Below are 17,605 nucleotides of genomic sequence, written 5' to 3'. Positions count from 1 at the left end.
AAGCTTGAGAAACCTCAAGCTTTTTTAATTAGTTTATGTTTTTAATACCTAATAAAGTTCTTTTATTTTACTAAGTTTTTCTTTCCATAATTTTAAAGCGTCTTTGTGGGCTTTAATATTTTTATGAACTTCTTTTACAACTGGATTATCATCTTCAACATTCGTGAAAAATTGAAGGTTATTTTCCAATTGATTGATTTGACTTCTAACTTCGTCAATCTTTTTTCTAATGAAGTGACGTTCGTTATCTAAATCTTTCGAATTATCCGAATCACTAATGGCATCAAGTTTATTTTCAAACTTAATCATTTCCACTTCATTTTTATCCATTTTCAGGTTGATAAGGAAGTCTTCAATAGCCTTGTTGAACTTGCCTTCTATATAACGTTTATCGTTTGGAACCCTTCCTAAATCTTTCCATTTGTTTATAAACTCTTTTACGCTTTCAATATCTTTTTCTTTATCACCAACAGGTTTTAAATTTTTTAGAGTTTCTAAAAGCGTTACTTTATTGTTAAAAGCATCAAGACTTTCTTTATTGGCGGCATTTCGTGTAGCATGTAGTTTATCAAAATAAAAATTACAAGCTGCTTTAAAACGCTTCCAAATTTTATCGCTGTCTTTACGAGGTACGTGTCCAATTTTTTTCCAATCGCTTTGAATTTTTTTCATCAAAGGAGTGGTTATCTCAAAGTCATCACTGTCTTTGTTATCTTCAGCAATTTTAATTAATTCTAATTTCTTTTGAAGATTTGTGTATTGGTCTTTTTTAAGGTCTTTGTAAAAAGCATTTTTTTGTCTGTTAAAGGTTCTTACAGACTCTTTAAACTTTGCCCATGTGCTTTCGTTTACGTCTCTAGGCACTTTTCCAATACTAAAAAATTGCTCTCTTAAATCTTCAATTTCTTTAATTTTCTTTTGCCAAGCGTTATGGGAATTGGTGTTTTGAGCGTTTATAGCTTCAATATTTTCAATAAGTTCAAGTTTTTTCTCAAGGTTTTTTTCGTAAATTTTATCTATATCTTGATAGTAAGCTTGACGCTTATCGTTTATTTTTTTTGTAGCGGCTTTAAACTTTTCCCAAATAACTTCTCTGTGTTCTTTATCTACAGGACCAAGTTCTTCTTTCCACATTTTATGAAGCTCTTGCAATTCTCTAAAAGCACGCATCACATTATCGTCTTCTGCTAGTTCTTCGGCACGTTCAATTATCAATAACTTACGTTCTAAATTGTGCTTGAAATCTAAATCGCGGAGGTCTCTGTTTAAATGTAAAAAGTCGTAAAACATTTCTACATGGTGGTGGTAACTATTCCAAGCGTTGTTGTATTTATCTCGTGGTATAGGTCCCGTGGTTCTCCAACGTTCTTGTAGTTCTTTAAAATGTTTATAGGTGGTATTTATGTTTTCTTCAACATTAATTAAGCCTTTTAACTCTTCAATAATTTCAAGTTTGTCGGCTAAATTTTGTTTTAGGTTTTTTTCTAAATTTTGGTAGTGGTCGTTAAGCTTTCTTCTATATTCGTTGTAAGCTTCTTTGTATCGCTTTTGAATTGGGGATACGTAATAAAAATCTATTTCGTTGCCACCATCATTTAAAAACTCTTCTTTTTTCTCGTCTAATAAGGCTTGGAATTTATCTTTAAACTCACTATTGATGCTATCGACATGCGATTTGATGGCTTGAACTTTTTCGTTTTTCACCAGCTTTTCCAGTTCTATTGCAAGAGCTTCTAACGACATGGTGTCGTATGCTTTCACTTCAATAGTATGTCTGTCTTTATTGCCTTCGTCTTCGGCATCCTCAGCATTAGAATCTTCTATTTCATTTAAGACTTCGTCGTTTTGGTCGTCTGAATTTTTAGTCGCTTCGTTATTCTTTTCAACAGAGTCAATAGATTTTTCTTCTGAAACAGCTATTGTATCTTCTACTTCAGGATTATTGGTTTCTACCGATTTGTTTTCTTCCGAGGCGTTATCCGAATGGCTCACATTCTTGTTAACTTCTTCTTCTCCTTCTGCTTTTGGCAAGTTATTTATATCAGACATTTTGAAAATGTTAGGGTTCTTTAAATTTGTTTCGAGTTTAAAGATACTAACAAGTCTATTATTTACAAAGTACTATATGTGGTTTTAATGGTTTGGAAGTTGTTTTTAATATAATTTCCAGATAGACCAAGCTTTTTCTGCCTGTAATTTTAGCATATTTAGACCGTTTATGGTAGTAGCTTGTTGCTCTTTGCCCAATCTTAAAAATTTGGTTTCTTCGGGATTGTAAATCAAGTCGAATAAAATATGATTATCTGTAATGCCGTTGTAAGGAATATTTGGACAATCTTCTACATTAGGAAAAGTACCTAACGGCGTGCTATTTATAATGATTTGATGGTTTTTGATATCAGTTTCCGTAAGTGAATCATAAGTAAAACTAACGGTTTCTGATTGTTTTCTAGAAACATAATGGTAAGGGATGCCTAACTCTTTAAAAGTGTACGCAATAGCTTTACTGGCGCCACCTGTACCTAAAATCAAGGCACTTTTGTGTTGTGGTTTTAAAAAAGGTTTTAGTGTTTTTTTAAATCCATAACAATCTGTATTATAACCAACTAACTTGCCTTTTTTTGTTATTTTTATGGTGTTTACGGCTCCAATGGCTTTGGCTTTTTTGTTTACTTTATCTAGAAATGGGATAACCACTTCCTTATAAGGAATGGTAACATTTAAACCTTTTAAGTTTTTAGTGTTTTTTATTATTGAAGGAAATAAATCAATACTTTCTATATCAAAATTTTCATAAGTAGTATCGGTAATTTGTTCATTTTCAAACTTTTCTTTAAAATATGCTCTAGAAAAAGAGTAAGATATATTTTTGCCTAAAAGCCCTAATTTATTCATTTATTTTTTTGGTTTTTTTTCCGTAATATTCAAGTGCCAAAACTATGGCAATTCCAAGGATAATAAAAGCGATAGCATAATAAGTATCGGTACTAAGTTTAGGAATGTAACGTTCGTAGTTCAATACCACTTTTGTTCCAGTAGAATCTAATATATGTGTACCATCTTGGTTCAATTTGTAAATAGTGTTTTTCCAAGGCCATACAACACCTAAAGAGCCTACTATAAAACCGATGATTGCCGAAAGTGTAATGCTTTTATAATGTTTTAAAATATAGCTTAACATATGCGAAAAGGTAACCAAACCTGTTACGGAGCCTAGTGTGAAAACAGCTAGTACTTTTAGCATTCTCAGGCGTTCAGAATTATCAATAAAACTGAAATTACCACCTAAAACCTCATAAAACGTATCGAATAAAGCATTAACAGAATCGACCAGGAGCAATACATAATTTCCTAAAAGGATGAGTATAAAGGAACCGGAAAACCCCGGAAGCGTCATGCCCGAAACACTTATAATACCACAAAAAAATACAAACCAAAGGTTGTCGTTTTCTTTGGCAGGATTTAAAAAGCTAATACTTAAACCAACTAAAATGCCTAAAGCTAATGATGTATAGGTTTTATAATTCCAATCTTTAAAATCTTTGTTTATATAATAAATGGAGCCAATAATCATTCCGAAGAAAACGCTCCAAATATAAAGTTCATAATGTTTAATAAAGTAATCCAACACTTTTGAAACACTAAAATAACTTACCACCATTCCGAAGAAAAGCAAGAATAAAAAACGACCATTTATATAATTGTAAAAACTTTTGAAGCGTCCGTTTATGAGTAACAGAAGGGCTTTTCGGTTTACTTTTCTTAAAGAATAAATGAACTCTTCATAAAAACCAGCAACAAAAGCAACAACACCTCCAGAAACTCCAGGTACCTTATTGGCAGCACCCATACCCAATCCTTTCAAGATTAGAAATAGTTTGTCTTTAAGTGTTCGGGTGCTTTCCATTATTGTTTTTTTGAACCTACTTTTTCTAGAATAAAAATAGTCAAAAATCCAAGAACCACTAAAATTATTGCAAATACTAGTTGATTGTCTCCTTGAAACGAAAAAGGGGATACGCTTTCTTGTAACAACGGACTTTTAATTCCTTTAGAATCGGTGTGCCATGTTAATGTTTCTTTCCAAGGCCACACTTTGTTTAATGACCCCAAAATAAACCCTGTAAGTAATGCCAAAGTTATATTGTGATAGTTTTTAAAAAGCCATTTTAAAACATGACTAAAACTGAGCAAACCAATAACAGCTCCAGCAATGAATATGATTATCTTTTTTATATCAACATCATGAATGGCATCGCTTAATGTTTTGTATGCCCCAAGAATTATTAAAATGAAGGAACCGGAAATACCAGGTAAAATCATAGCACAAATAGCAATGGCACCTGCAATGAACAGAAATGAGTTGCTGTTATTATTTGCTTGTGCCGGAAGCATGGTAATATAAAATGCAATGCCTGTACCTATTAGAAACGCAATAATTACAGGTATGTTCCATTTTGTTATTTGCTTGCCTACAAAGTAAATACTGGCTATAATCAATCCGAAAAAGAACGACCAAATTAAAACTGGGTGGTTTTCTAAAAGGAATTTTGCAAGTTTCATAAAGGAAACATAGCTAATAATGATGCCGCTTAAAAGAGCCAAAACAAAATTACCATTGGCCTGTTCCCAAAAAGTTTTGATGCCTTTGTTAAATAAAGTTTTAAAAAGAGATGTGTTGATATTACTGATGGTTGAAACCAACTCTTCGTAAATGCCAGAAATAAAAGCAATGGTACCACCGGAAACTCCAGGAACTGCATCGGCAGCACCCATAGCCAATCCTTTAAGAGAAATAGTTAAATAGTCTTTAAAACGTCGTTGCATAGGTTGATTTTTAAGCGAACCAAAGGTATGGATTTTAGCTTGACGTTTGGCTATTGATTTTCTTTTAGGAAATTTTTAACAAGTATTTTATTGGCAACTTCCGGGAAAAGTTCATCGATTATAAACGAGTAATCCTCATTGTAGCCTAAACCATTTTTTAAGTGGAATAAACCTTTTTCATTTTCATTTAAAGAAAAATAACAACCGGCCAATCGGTATTCCAATTCGGCGTTTTCTGGATAAAACTCCACGGCTTGTTCAAAATTGAAAATAGCGGCTTCGGGTTCTCCCAATTTAATTAATAAATCCCCACGGGACAACCATGTGCTTAACTCGTAATTACCTAGCTCTAATGTTTTTTTAAATCCGCGTTCGGCTTCTTCAAAATGGTTTAAACGATGGTTTATTTGAGAATATAATTTCCAATAAGTTACATTTTCAGAATCAATATTGATGGCTTTGTTAATGTAGTATAGCGCTTTTTGGTAGTTGCGTTTTCGATTGTAATATCTTGTAATAGCAATCCAACCTTTATCCAATAAGGGATCTTCATGGACTGTTTTATAGTAATATTGAACCGCTAAATCATCATTTCTCAACTTTTCATAACAAAAACCAATGCGTAAAAGTGCGAATGATGTTGGTTCATCCAACTGAAGGGTAATGGTATAGTTTTCAATCGCTTCTTCAAAACGTTTTAGTTTTTCTAATACTTTACCACGTTCAATATAGGCGCCCACAAAAGTATCGTCTGAAATGATGGCAAAATCAAAGGCAGCCAATGCTTTTTTGTAATTTTTAAGCGTGTAATACTGTTTTCCTAGTTGGTGCCATGCGACTTCGCAGTATGGGTTTTTATCTAAGAAAAGATTCAAATAAGCGATGGCTTCTTCGGTTTGATTTAAAAATTCAAAACAATAGATGATGTTGTAAAGCGCCGAATAATCTTCAATATCTTCTTCTAAACATTTCATAAAGAATTCTTTGGCTTCTTCAAATTGGTCTAAAAACAGGTATTCCATTCCTATAAGGGAATACAGATCTACCACATCATCGGTTAATTCCAAAGCTTTTTTCAACACTTGAATGGCTTGCTCGTGGTCATCTTTTTTAGAGAAAATATTAGCCTTTTGAATGAAAATTTCTTCATTAGTTGGGTCTAAATTGTAGAGCTCGTTCAACAAGGTATCTGCTTGAATAAGTTTATCTTCAAAGACATAAATTTCAACTTTGAAAAGCCTTAAGTTGATAGATGTAGGATGCTGGTCTAAGCCCAATTTTATGGCCTTTTTAGCTAAAGCTATTTTACCTTGATTAAGATAGTGGTGAATGATGTTTTCAAATTCTTCGGAATCGAAGAACAAAACATGATTTGTTTTTAGCATCGATTCAAACTTGGTTAATGGTAAATCGTTATTGTCATCATGACTAAACTCCATAAGCACATTTGTAAAGTTCTACTTGAATAAATTTAAGCTTCTATTCCTTTTTATTAGTCGTAAAACTCAAATGTTTTTAACAAAGTAATGAACACTTTTGTTTTTTGTAAGAATAAAATGGTCTTATTTATTGGTTTTCAAAAAGTTATGATATAAATATTATTTGTGAATTTTATTTAAAATATCAATAATAATAGCACATCCTTTGATGATTTCGTCGTTTGAGATGGTTAAAGGCGGGGTAATTCGTATCGCTTTAGGTTCAAAAAGTAACCAAAAGAGTATCAAACCGTTATCTTGACACTGCAAAATAACCGAATTTGTTATGTCTGCAGAAGGTGTCATTATGGCAAGCATGAGTCCTTTTCCACGAACATCTTCAATTAATGGGTGCACTAAAAGTTTACGAAATAACTGTTCTTTTTCTAAGGCTCGGGCCATTAAATTACTTTCGGTTATTTCTTTTAAAGTAGCAAGTGCCGAGGCTGCTATTACAGGATGCCCACCAAAGGTGGTAATATGTCCAAGTTTAGGATTGTCCTGCAGTAAATTCATCAAGTTACTTGAAGCTGTAAAAGCACCAATGGGCATACCGCCACCTAAACCTTTGCCCATTACTAAAATATCTGGTATACAGTTGTAGTTTTCAAAACCAAAAAGTTTTCCGGTTCTACCTACACCAGGTTGAATTTCATCTAAAATTAAAAGAGCGCCAACGGCATCGCAACGATTTCTAACTTTTTCTAAATAACCATTTTGGGGTTCAATAAAACCAGCACCGCCTTGTATGGTTTCTAAAATAACACCTGCAGTTTTTGTGGTTATAAGCTTTAAATCGTCTTCATTATTAAAATTAATAAACCGAACATCAGGTAATAATGGTCTAAATGCTTGTTTGCGTTCTTCATAACCCATAACGCTCATAGAACCCATGGTGTTGCCATGATATGCATTTTTGGCGGATATAATTTCACTCCTGCCTGTAGCACGTTTAGCCAATTTTAAAGCACCTTCAATAGCCTCAGTTCCTGAATTGACCAAATAGGTGTTTTCTAAGGGGTAAGGTAGGTTTTTGGCCAATAACTTAGCAAGTTCTACAGCGGGTTTTTGAATGTATTCGCCATAAACCATCACATGCAAATACTTGTCTAATTGCTCTTTGATGGCATTTATAACTTTTGGGTGATTATGCCCTAAAGGTGTAGCTGAAACACCTGCAACAAAATCTAGATAGGCTTTGTTATTGGTGTCGTAAATATAACTTCCGTTGGCATGTGAAACTTCCATAGCTAACGGATTTGGTGTTGTTTGGGCTTGGTATTTGAGGAAGTCTTGTTTCATTTATTTATTTTTTTGTAATTCGACTAACTCTGCGCCCCATAGATATATTTTATCAGTTTTCTTTGTCTTGCTTATTACCGCCCTTATGTCGTTGATGTCAATAGCTTTTTTACAGGTAATAGTATATTTTTCCCATTTATCTGTTAGGATTATATTTTGAACGGTATAATTAGTGTAATCACCACCTTCTTCTTGCAAATGCATAAACACAGATCCAGATCCTTTCATCCATAAAGAAAACTTAAAATCACCTTTTTTATAAGGAACTGATTGATATATATATCCGCTATCACTTTCATTGCCATAAATAAAATCAGCAGTATTTGTTTTATTTGGAGCTGAAGTAACGTTAGACTTTACTATGAGTTCATTTTTAGACCAAGCTACGGCATTAAATTCAAGGTTTGATTTTAGTAAATTTTCTTCGGAAAAAGTAAAAGAATCTTCTGGTACATTTCTGGCTGCTTTATTTATAATACCTGGTTGTCCTGCCAATTTTACCCGTTCCAACAATTCTTCATCAAAGAAGGCATCTTGCGGGATGTAATCATCCAAACCTTTAATAATGGGTAATTCCAATGGTTCATCATCTTTGAATAAATCTTCAACGCTTAGTGGACGTTCATCCTCACGCCAATCGAAACCTTTTAGAAGCTTTTCGTTTTTAGGATATTTAGATTCTGGGTATAAATTACCGTCAACTTGGTTGAACCTAGTGTATTCTTCAATATCACCATCAGCAAAAAGAATGGATATACTTCCAGACCTTGCTTTGTCAATACCAATAAGTTCCTGTTTGTCGTTCCTTGCGTAAAAAATAGATTCGGCATTTTTATCGATGTTTACTTTTCTAAGTTTGTTTTCTTCATTAAATAATCCAGTTAATTTTATCCCAAAAATTTGATTGAAGCCATTCTTGCTTATAGTGTCCTTGCTTATAATGAATGCATTGTTGAATACGAGTAGTGAGTCTAGTTTTTCTGTCTTGGAGTTAGAAATTAAGTGAATGGTGTCACCTGTCATTTGATTTTCAATATTCCACATGATGGGTCTACGTTTGGTAGAAAAAACATCTTTAGATGAAAAGCGCGCTAAATTTATAAGTTTTGTAATACCTGTTTTTTGGTCTGAATGAATAGAATCAGCCTTTCCGCTTATATCCGATTTGTATATTTTAGCATTGTAATAAGCCCTAACTATACGGTTTTCTGGTTTGCCGGTCATCATTATTTTATCGGCATGCATATAAATAGAATCGTTTTCTTGTTTGGTTGCAACTAAGGCGCGTTTTGTTATGAATAAGGAATCCTGGGCTTTAAAAACTTCAGCGTAATGGCCTTTTGCGATGCTATGGTTAACAGTATCTGTTACTTTTACATTGTTGGTTGCAGATGCAAATTTTTTGGAATCATCAAAGTATAAACTATCGGCTTCTATAATACGATTGTTGTAATGAATTTTAGAATTTTTAACGGCATAACCATTTTTATTCTTAGTATCATAAAATCCTTTTTCAGTGTAGGTTTTACTTTCCGCGGTGGTTATAGTTGAAGGTCCGTATATATAGGCGTATTTAGTGTCTGAATAAAAATCGAAGTAATTTGAATTGATGGTGGCGTCTTTATTTACTAACACAACATCATTTACAAATTGATACTTCTTTTCGTTCATATAATAACGACCAATTTTACTGGTAACAGTGCCAGATGTATCTACTACAACAGTACCACCATTTTTATAAAAAGCTTGTTGTTTTACACGATCATAATATAAAGTGTCGGATGAAATGGTTGAATTTGGATCTTTCAAAAACACATCGCCACTTGCAAAAGCCAATTGTGTAATACCACTATATTCAATATATTTTGAGGTCATGTGGATGGTGTCTCCTTGAATCAATTTCACATTTCCATAGGCTTCAATAAAATTTTCTCCACTGTAATAAATGGCTTTATCGCTCCACATATTTATGCTGCCTTGCATAATATGTACTTGTTGCATCTCGTCTCTAGTTAAAACTTTTGCTCCTGGGTAGTTTTCTTCATCAATAGTTAGTCTACCAGCATATTCAATTTCAATCTTCTTTTTTTCTTGAGCATATAAAGAAGTTATTGAAATAAAGCAAAAAAGCAGTATGGAATATATAGATTGTCTTTTCAAATTGTAAAAGTTTGTCGCAAAAATAACGATAATTATAATGTATAATTGTATGTGAACAAAAAACGCTCCAAAATAATTCGGAGCGTTTTTTTAATATATTTAGTGGAATATCCTACTTTCTAAAAATAGTCTGTTTTCTATCTGGTCCAACAGAAACGATGGTGATAGGGATTTCCAATTCTTTTTCTAAAAACTCAATATAATCGTTTAGAGCTTTAGGCATTTGAGAAGTGTCAGACATTTCGGTTAAATCTTCTGCCCAACCTTCTACTTCAGTATAGATAGGCTCTACATTTTCTGGTTCGATGTTGTATGGAAAATGCGAAATAACTTCACCTTTATATTTGTAAGCGGTACATACTTTTAAGGTTTTAAACCCAGAAAGCACATCGCCTTTCATCATCATTAATTGTGTAACACCGTTTACCTGACAAGCGTATTTTAAGGCAACTAAGTCTAGCCATCCGCAACGTCTTGGGCGGCCAGTAGTAGCACCAAACTCATTACCAACACGACTCATAGTGGCGCCATCTTCATCAAACAATTCAGTAGGGAAGGGGCCTGAACCAACACGGGTTGTGTATGCTTTAAAAATACCAAAAACCTCACCTATTTGGTTTGGAGCCACACCTAGGCCAGTACAAGCACCAGCAGCAGTGGTGTTACTTGAGGTTACAAACGGATAGGTTCCAAAATCGATATCTAATAACGATCCTTGAGCACCTTCGGCAAGAATGGTTTGTCCAGATTTTTGCGCTTGGTATATAAATTCTTCCGAATCAATGAATTTTAATGATTTTAAAACTTCAATAGCTTTAAAAAATTCAGTTTCCAATTCAGCTAAGTTATATTCAATATCAACATTGTAAAAAGCAATCATACTTTCGTGCTTATCAGCCAATGCTCTATAGCGTTCTTTCCAATCGCTTAATTCCAAATCGCCCACACGCAGTCCGTTTCTACCTGTTTTGTCCATGTAAGTTGGGCCAATACCTTTTAGGGTAGAGCCAATTTTAGCTTTTCCTTTTGAAGCTTCACTAGCAGCATCTAATAAACGATGTGTTGGTAAAATGATGTGTGCTTTACGAGAAATTACTAAGGATTTTCTGTAATCTACATCCTGCGCTTCAAGTTTGTCTAATTCTCCTTTAAAAATTACAGGGTCTATTACAACGCCATTACCAACTAAATTGGTTGTGTCATCATGAAAAATTCCTGAAGGAATGGTATGCAATACGTGTTTTTTTCCGTTGAAAACTAGTGTGTGTCCTGCATTTGGACCTCCTTGAAAACGTGCAATAATATTGTAGTTAGAGGTCAGTACGTCAACAATTTTCCCTTTGCCTTCGTCTCCCCATTGTAATCCTAGTAGTAAATCTACTGCCATTGTAAAAAAAAGTTATTTAGTTGATTTTCTATTTCCGTAGAAATAAAGTGAATGATTATTAATTTCGATATCGAATATTTCTTCGATGGTTTTTTTGATGGATTGAATTCTTGGGTCACAAAATTCTATAACTTCGCCGGTATCTGTTAAAATAACATGATCGTGTTGTCTGTCGAAATACGATTTTTCGTAATGTGCTTGGTTTTGCCCAAATTGGTGTTTTCTAACCAATTTACATTCAAGAAGCAATTCTATGGTATTATAAAGTGTTGCGCGAGATACACGATACTTTTTATTTTTCATATTAAGATATAGAGATTCTATATCAAAATGTTCCTTATTGTTATAAATTTCTTGCAGTATAGCGTATCGTTCGGGCGTTTTGCGGTGTCCGTTATTCTCTAAAAAGTTAGTAAAAACAGTTTTTACTATCTCTTGATTTTTAGTTTCTGCGTTATCATCCATAATTTCGTCGCAAATTTACACTTTTTTTACTGTCTAGTAACCTTATCTATACCATTAATTTTTTTAAGTTTATCTAATAGCTTTTTTAAAAGGGTATTATTTTTTACCACCACATTAATTTTTCCAGAAAATATACCACCATCACTTTCAAAACTGATACTTTTCATGTTTACGTGCATATTTTCAGAAATTACTTTGGTAACATCGTTTACCAAGCCTATATGGTCTATACCCGTAATTACAATTTGAGCTAAAAATTCTTGTTGCGTAGAATCTACCCACTTTGCGGGCATAATTCTATAAGCATAATTAGACTGTAAACTTAATGCGTTCGGACAGTTTTTTTTATGCACTTTTATGCCTTCTGAAACGGTTAAAAAACCAAAAACATCATCACCAGGAATGGGGTTGCAACAACTTGAAAGCTTATAATCTAACTTTTCTTCTTCTTTACCAAATACAAGTGAATCATAATTAGTTGTTACTTCCTCTTTGTCAATATCCTCCTTCTTAATAGTAGCTTTTCTTGAAATTTTACTTTTAATAAAACTCATTAAAGCATTACTTCTAGAAGCAGCATAATCTTTAAGCATGTTGTTGTCTATAGTGCCGATGCCTACACGATAGAATAAATCTAAACTGGTTTTTAGTTTAAAAAAACTAACCAATTCGTTTACGGACGCTTCGTTTAAATTTATTTTAAGTTGTTTTAGTTTACGCCGTAGTATTTCTTTTCCTTCTTCACCAAGTCGTTTTTTATCTTCTTTTAAAGCCGATTTAATTTTGCTTCTAGCCCTTGCTGTTGTGGCATAGTCTAACCAGTTTGCGTTTGGCTTAGCAGTTTCAGATGTTAAAATATCAACTTGATCACCACTTTGTAGAACATGATTTAAGGGTACTAATTTGCCATTTACTTTGGCTCCTCGGGTTTTCATACCAACTTCGGTATGTATATTAAAAGCAAAATCTAACGAGGTTGCACCTTTAGGGAGTGATTTTAATTCACCGGCAGGTGTAAAAACAAAAATTTCTTTTGAGTATAAATTGAGTTTGAATTGTTCAACAAAATCTACGGCATTTGTTTCTGGGTTTTCCAATGCTTCTTGCAGTTTGTTTATCCAGTCTTCTAAACTATCTTCTTTTTCGCCTTCTTGTTTATATTTGTAATGTGCTGCATATCCTTTTTCAGCAATTTCATTCATGCGTTCGCTTCGTATCTGTACTTCAACCCAGCGTCCTTTTGGTCCCATTACGGTTATATGCAAGGCTTCGTAACCTGTTGATTTTGGCGAAGAAATCCAATCGCGCAATCGAATGGGATTCGGTCTAAAATGGTCAGTTACTATAGAGTAAATTTTCCAAGCGAGAAATTTTTCACTTTCAGGATCGCTTGCATAAATAATTCTAATGGCAAATTTATCGTATACTTCATCAAAAGAAACACCTTGTTTAATCATTTTTCTTCTGATGGAGAAAATAGATTTCGGACGTCCTTTAATAGTGTAAGCTAAATTTTCTTTATCCAATGATTTTTTTATAACCTCACTAAATTGTGCTATATACAGGTCTTGCTCTTCCTTGCTTTCTTTTATTTTGAATAAAATATCATTATAAACATCCGGATCGGTATATTTTAAGCCTAAATCTTCAAGCTTGGTTTTGATATTATATAGTCCAATACGATGCGCTAAGGGTGCATAAATATATAAGGTTTCAGATGCTATTTTTTCTTGTTTGTCAGAGCGCATCGAATCCATGGTCTGCATATTGTGCAAACGGTCTGCTATTTTTATAATGATTACACGTACATCATCATTAAGAGTAAGTAGCATTTTTCTGAAATTTTCAGCTTGCAAAGACACATTCATGTCTTTCTCTTTACTTAATGATGATATTTTGGTAAGTCCATCTACAATGGTTGCAACGGTTTTTCCGAATAGTTTTTCAATATCTGCAATTTCATAATCAGGGCTATCTTCAACCACATCATGCAGTAATGCCGCAGCAATGGAAGTGGCGTCAAGCCCAATTTCTTGTGCTACAATTTTGGCAACAGCTATGGGATGAAAAATATAGGCTTCACCCGATTTTCTACGCTGATCTTTATGTCCGTCCAATGCAATTTCAAAAGCCTTACGAATTAGTTTTTTATCGTCGTCAGTAAGTGTAGTGTAACTAACTTTTAATAACTCTTTGTAGGCTTTGGTTATGGCTGCATTTTCTTTTTCAATTTCTTCCTCTGTCATGATTTAAAAGTAACATAAAGAATATTAACAACCAATAGCATTGTTAAAATTTATAATGATTTTTTAAGTTTGAGAATTTAAAAAAGCAACGAGTTGCAATACAGCTTTTCCTCGGTGTCCAATACTGTTTTTTAAACTTAAATCCATTTCGGCAAATGTTTTTTCATGGCCTTGCGGTTTAAAAATGGGGTCGTATCCAAAACCATGTTCACCTTGTTTTGCTTTTGTAATTTCTCCTTTGCAAATACCTGTAAAGATGTGTTGTTTGTTGTTAAGTTGTAAGGCAATTACGGTTTTAAATTGGGCGTTTCTGTTGGGGCTGCTTTTTAATGACTCTAATAATTTGTTCATATTGTCATTATCATTGCGTTGCTCACCTGCGTAACGTGCGGAAAACACACCTGGTTCCCCATTTAAAGACTCAACTTCTAAACCTGTATCATCTGCAAAACAATCGTATCCGTATTTTTCCTTAATATAGGTCGCTTTTTGAACAGCGTTACCTTCAATGCTGTTTTGGGTTTCAGGAATATCTTCAAAACATTCAATATCTTTTAAACTGAGTAGTTTGATATGATTAGGAATTAAAGCTTGTACTTCTTTAAGCTTATTTAAATTATTGGTAGCGAAGACGAGTTGCATATAAATTTGATATAGAATTGTTTTCAAAAATACTATTATAAAATTTTCAAGATGAATCTATATACGGAAATATTTTAACTTTTTTTATGATTAAAGCATGAAATATTTCATTAAAAATAATGTAATTTACATGACGTTAAATTAATAAAAAGTAATTATTATGACAGTAAATTTCCAATACGTAGGAGTAGATGTAAGTGACACATTATCAACTTTCACAGAAGAAAAATTAATAAAACTATTCAATAAATATGAATTTTTAATAAGTGCTACCGTGTACTTTAAACAGGATGAAAATAAGCATCAATCAGGTAAAATATGTAATATAGAACTAAGTTTGCCAGGTCCTAGAATTTTTGCTACTTCCACCGAACGCAATTTTGAAGTAGCTGTAAGAGAAACTATTAGTGATTTAGAACGCCAATTATCTAAAAGAAAAGAGGTTTTTAAAACACATTAGTCAATTAATAATCAACAATTGTCAATTACGAATTATCTATGGTGGTAGGGTTCATTTTTTAATATAGTAAACCCTCTGTATAGTTGTTCTATAAAAAATAAGCGAATCATTTGATGGGAAAATGTCATTTTAGATAATGATAGTTTCCCATTTGCTTTATTATAAACATCCTGTGAAAACCCGTAGGGACCTCCAATAACAAAAACCAATTGTTTGATGCCAGAATTCATGTGTTTTTGTAAATATTCCGAAAATGCTACCGAATCGTGTTGTTTTCCGTTTTCATCCAGTAATATTAAGATATCTATCGCCATTAACTTACTTAAAATAAGTTCACCTTCTTTTTGTTTTTGTTGTTCTTCACTTAGGTTTTTAGCCTTTTTTATATCTGGAATAATATCAATTGAAAACTTAATATAAAAACCTAAACGCTTGGTATAGTCGTCCATTAACGATTGTAAATGGTTGTTATCCGTTTTTCCTATGGCAATTAATTTGATGGTCATAATGGCAAAATTACTACATACTATTTATGAATAATGAATTTAAATATGAAAATTTTATAAAATTCATAATTGTAAAATTTAAAAAAGTAAATCTATTTCTTATTTTTGTGCCAAATCAACCCTTAATATGATAACACAAGAGCAATTTGATCAAGAAGTCAAATCTATAATTTCTAATGCCATTAGAGAAGATGTTGGAGATGGCGATCATAGTTCATTAGCATGTATTCCTGAGAATGCCCGAGGAAAAGCGAAGCTTTTAGTAAAAGACAAAGGTATTATTGGTGGTGTTAACTTTGCTAAAAAGGTTTTTGCGTATGTTGATAAAAACTTGAAATTAGAAGTGCTTATTGAAGATGGTACAGAAGTAACTTATGGCGATGTGGTTATGTACGTAGAAGGTTCATCTCAATCTATATTAAAAGCGGAACGTACTGTGCTTAATGCTATGCAACGTATGAGTGCTATTGCCACCAAAACCAGAATGTTTGTAGATTTGTTAAAAGGCACCAAAACCCAAATTTTAGATACAAGAAAAACCACTCCAGGTATTCGAGTATTAGAAAAATGGGCAGTAAAAATTGGTGGCGGTGAAAACCACAGGTTTGCTTTATATGATATGATCATGCTAAAAGATAACCATATTGATTTTGCAGGCGGTATTACCAAAGCTGTTGAAATGAGCAAGCAATATTTAAAAGACACTGGGAAAGATTTAAAAATAATGGTTGAAGCAAGAAACTTAATTGAAGTTGAGGAAATTCTGCAAAACGATGGTGTTTATAGAATTTTACTTGATAATTTCGATTATGAAGATACTAAGAAAGCAGTAAAAATGATAGGGGATAGATGTTTAACGGAATCTTCTGGCAACATAAACGAAACTACCATTAGGCATTATGCAGAGTGCGGGGTCAATTATATTTCATCGGGTGCATTAACGCATTCCGTTCATAATATGGATTTAAGCTTAAAAGCCATCAAGTAGTTTTACTTACTATATTTTTAATGTCAGTATAATTTACTTTTATTATACTGACATTTTTAATTTTAATAACTTTGTTGTGAATTTTAACGTACACTATTAATGACAAAGCCCCTTGACGAAAGACTCGATAAAATTCCCGTTTTAAATGTTTTGGTGCGTTTTTTTAAACGAGCCAAATTGCCAGGTTTAGAAGGTTTATCGTTCTACGATTTATTAGAACTCTATATTACCGGTATTGTAAAAGGAGCTTTAACCACTAGGGCAAGTGCCATAGCCTTTAGTTTTTTTATGGCATTGTTTCCTTTTTTGCTGTTTGTTCTAATCGTTATACCTTATGTACCAATTGACGATTTTAAAATTGAGTTTTTACGCTTCTTAGAATCGTTTTTGCCACCAAACACTTCAGATTTTTTCTTTGAGAGTATTTTTGAGGGGATAGACCAATCACAACGTGGTGGTTTGTTATCCTCCGTATTTGTATTATCTATAGTACTTATGGCAAATGGCGTGAATGCCTTGTTTTCTGGTTTTGAAAATTCGTACCACGAGCAGTTATCTAGAAACGTATTTAAGCAATATCTATACGCATTGGGAGTGGCTTTAATTTTGGCTTTTTTATTAATATTTACCATTGCGGTATTGGGATATTTTCAAATTTATGTAGTGCAAAGGGTGTTAGATACTTTGCATAATAAAGGGTACAATGTTGAGGCGCAAAGTGTATTTTGGTTTAATATGGCCAAATATGTGTTTTTCGTTTTCATTGTATATATAGCTACGGCAACCATGTATTATTTTGGAACTAAAGAAGGGAAATATTCTAAATTCTTTTCTGTAGGCGCTATTTTTACCACGTCGCTTATTATTATATTGTCTTATTTGTTTGGTATTTATATTGAAAATTTTGGTCAGTATAACAAACTTTATGGCTCTATTGGAGCGCTTTTAATTCTCATGATTTATTTATGGCTTAATGCCAATATTTTATTGTTGGGTTATGAGTTAAATGCATCAATTCAATTTTTAAAAAAATATCCTAAAGAGAATAATTAATACTAACATTTTTAACGTTACACACTTTGGGATATACAACCAAAGTGAATTCAACTCATTTATTCTCAGTAATTAATGTAAATTGAAGTGT

The 17,605-nt window shown here is 32.8% G+C and carries 15 protein-coding genes; 3 read left to right on the top strand and 12 right to left on the bottom strand.

The window, feature by feature from the left end; translation table 11 throughout:
- Positions 1-48 precede the first annotated feature (48 nt).
- The 11 genes from ACGK9U_RS06270 to ACGK9U_RS06220 form a co-directional block, all read right to left on the bottom strand.
- Positions 49-2,049 carry a DUF349 domain-containing protein gene (locus tag ACGK9U_RS06270; protein WP_394465509.1) on the bottom strand — a complete coding sequence of 667 codons (2,001 nt, stop codon included), beginning with the start codon at positions 2,047-2,049 and terminating at the stop codon, positions 49-51.
- Positions 2,050-2,154: 105 nt separating this feature from the next.
- Positions 2,155-2,895 (bottom strand): shikimate dehydrogenase family protein, encoded by a 741-nt coding sequence (locus ACGK9U_RS06265; RefSeq protein ID WP_394465508.1) that lies wholly within the window; start codon positions 2,893-2,895, stop codon positions 2,155-2,157.
- Entirely contained in the window at positions 2,888-3,907 is a 1,020-nt protein-coding gene (locus ACGK9U_RS06260; protein WP_394465507.1) for a DUF368 domain-containing protein, read from the bottom strand. The genes ACGK9U_RS06265 and ACGK9U_RS06260 overlap by 8 nt, the downstream gene beginning before the upstream one ends.
- Positions 3,907-4,827 (bottom strand): DUF368 domain-containing protein, encoded by a 921-nt coding sequence (locus ACGK9U_RS06255; protein ID WP_394465506.1) that lies wholly within the window; start codon positions 4,825-4,827, stop codon positions 3,907-3,909. The genes ACGK9U_RS06260 and ACGK9U_RS06255 overlap by 1 nt, the downstream gene beginning before the upstream one ends.
- A 50-nt stretch (positions 4,828-4,877) precedes the next feature.
- On the bottom strand, positions 4,878-6,266 hold the full coding sequence (locus tag ACGK9U_RS06250; RefSeq protein ID WP_394465505.1) for a tetratricopeptide repeat protein: 1,389 nt from the start codon (positions 6,264-6,266) through the stop codon (positions 4,878-4,880).
- Between the two features lie 159 nt (positions 6,267-6,425).
- Complete coding sequence (locus tag ACGK9U_RS06245; protein ID WP_394465504.1) at positions 6,426-7,607, bottom strand: aspartate aminotransferase family protein; 1,182 nt, start codon at positions 7,605-7,607, stop codon at positions 6,426-6,428.
- Positions 7,608-9,767: an OstA-like protein gene (locus ACGK9U_RS06240; protein ID WP_394465503.1), complete on the bottom strand. Its 2,160-nt coding sequence runs from the start codon at positions 9,765-9,767 to the stop codon at positions 7,608-7,610.
- A 112-nt stretch (positions 9,768-9,879) separates the two neighbouring features.
- On the bottom strand, positions 9,880-11,154 hold the full coding sequence (locus ACGK9U_RS06235; protein ID WP_394465502.1) for an adenylosuccinate synthase: 1,275 nt from the start codon (positions 11,152-11,154) through the stop codon (positions 9,880-9,882).
- Positions 11,155-11,166: 12 nt separating this feature from the next.
- On the bottom strand, positions 11,167-11,619 hold the full coding sequence (locus tag ACGK9U_RS06230) for a Fur family transcriptional regulator (RefSeq protein WP_394465501.1): 453 nt from the start codon (positions 11,617-11,619) through the stop codon (positions 11,167-11,169).
- Between the two features lie 26 nt (positions 11,620-11,645).
- Positions 11,646-13,865: a RelA/SpoT family protein gene (locus ACGK9U_RS06225; RefSeq protein ID WP_394465500.1), complete on the bottom strand. Its 2,220-nt coding sequence runs from the start codon at positions 13,863-13,865 to the stop codon at positions 11,646-11,648.
- A gap of 63 nt (positions 13,866-13,928) precedes the next feature.
- Entirely contained in the window at positions 13,929-14,507 is a 579-nt protein-coding gene (locus ACGK9U_RS06220) for a non-canonical purine NTP diphosphatase (RefSeq protein WP_394465499.1), read from the bottom strand.
- Positions 14,508-14,667: 160 nt separating this feature from the next.
- On the opposite strand from ACGK9U_RS06220, the gene hpf reads away from it, so the two are divergent.
- Positions 14,668-14,967: a ribosome hibernation-promoting factor, HPF/YfiA family gene (hpf, locus tag ACGK9U_RS06215; protein ID WP_394465498.1), complete on the top strand. Its 300-nt coding sequence runs from the start codon at positions 14,668-14,670 to the stop codon at positions 14,965-14,967.
- A 32-nt stretch (positions 14,968-14,999) separates the two neighbouring features.
- On the opposite strand, the gene rlmH is transcribed toward hpf, so the two are convergent.
- Entirely contained in the window at positions 15,000-15,473 is a 474-nt protein-coding gene (gene rlmH / locus ACGK9U_RS06210) for a 23S rRNA (pseudouridine(1915)-N(3))-methyltransferase RlmH (RefSeq protein ID WP_394465497.1), read from the bottom strand.
- Positions 15,474-15,600: 127 nt separating this feature from the next.
- On the opposite strand from rlmH, the gene nadC reads away from it, so the two are divergent.
- Both nadC and ACGK9U_RS06200 read left to right on the top strand, forming a co-directional pair.
- Positions 15,601-16,461 (top strand): carboxylating nicotinate-nucleotide diphosphorylase, encoded by an 861-nt coding sequence (gene nadC / locus ACGK9U_RS06205; RefSeq protein ID WP_394465496.1) that lies wholly within the window; start codon positions 15,601-15,603, stop codon positions 16,459-16,461.
- 99 nt (positions 16,462-16,560) lie between these two features.
- Positions 16,561-17,514, top strand: coding sequence for a YihY/virulence factor BrkB family protein (locus ACGK9U_RS06200; protein ID WP_394465495.1), 954 nt, complete (start codon positions 16,561-16,563; stop codon positions 17,512-17,514).
- Positions 17,515-17,605 lie beyond the last annotated feature (91 nt).

Source organism: Mariniflexile sp. HNIBRBA6329 (assembly GCF_043558645.1).
In the GTDB taxonomy this organism is placed as follows: Bacteria; Bacteroidota; Bacteroidia; order Flavobacteriales; family Flavobacteriaceae; genus Mariniflexile.
This window is presented reverse-complemented; position numbering and strand designations above follow the sequence as displayed.

Excerpts from the sequence above, each read along its gene's own strand:
- ACGK9U_RS06200 (WP_394465495.1), top strand. The coding sequence starts at position 16,561 with ATGACAAAGCCCCTTGACGAAAGACTCGATAAAATTCCCGTTTTAAAT.
- ACGK9U_RS06260 (WP_394465507.1), bottom strand. The coding sequence starts at position 3,907 with ATGGAAAGCACCCGAACACTTAAAGACAAACTATTTCTAATCTTGAAA.
- ACGK9U_RS06255 (WP_394465506.1), bottom strand. The coding sequence starts at position 4,827 with ATGCAACGACGTTTTAAAGACTATTTAACTATTTCTCTTAAAGGATTG.
- ACGK9U_RS06220 (WP_394465499.1), bottom strand. The coding sequence starts at position 14,507 with ATGCAACTCGTCTTCGCTACCAATAATTTAAATAAGCTTAAAGAAGTA.
- ACGK9U_RS06250 (WP_394465505.1), bottom strand. The coding sequence starts at position 6,266 with ATGGAGTTTAGTCATGATGACAATAACGATTTACCATTAACCAAGTTT.
- ACGK9U_RS06265 (WP_394465508.1), bottom strand. The coding sequence starts at position 2,895 with ATGAATAAATTAGGGCTTTTAGGCAAAAATATATCTTACTCTTTTTCT.
- nadC (WP_394465496.1), top strand. The coding sequence starts at position 15,601 with ATGATAACACAAGAGCAATTTGATCAAGAAGTCAAATCTATAATTTCT.
- ACGK9U_RS06270 (WP_394465509.1), bottom strand. The coding sequence starts at position 2,049 with ATGTCTGATATAAATAACTTGCCAAAAGCAGAAGGAGAAGAAGAAGTT.
- ACGK9U_RS06230 (WP_394465501.1), bottom strand. The coding sequence starts at position 11,619 with ATGGATGATAACGCAGAAACTAAAAATCAAGAGATAGTAAAAACTGTT.
- ACGK9U_RS06235 (WP_394465502.1), bottom strand. The coding sequence starts at position 11,154 with ATGGCAGTAGATTTACTACTAGGATTACAATGGGGAGACGAAGGCAAA.
- rlmH (WP_394465497.1), bottom strand. The coding sequence starts at position 15,473 with ATGACCATCAAATTAATTGCCATAGGAAAAACGGATAACAACCATTTA.
- ACGK9U_RS06225 (WP_394465500.1), bottom strand. The coding sequence starts at position 13,865 with ATGACAGAGGAAGAAATTGAAAAAGAAAATGCAGCCATAACCAAAGCC.
- ACGK9U_RS06245 (WP_394465504.1), bottom strand. The coding sequence starts at position 7,607 with ATGAAACAAGACTTCCTCAAATACCAAGCCCAAACAACACCAAATCCG.
- hpf (WP_394465498.1), top strand. The coding sequence starts at position 14,668 with ATGACAGTAAATTTCCAATACGTAGGAGTAGATGTAAGTGACACATTA.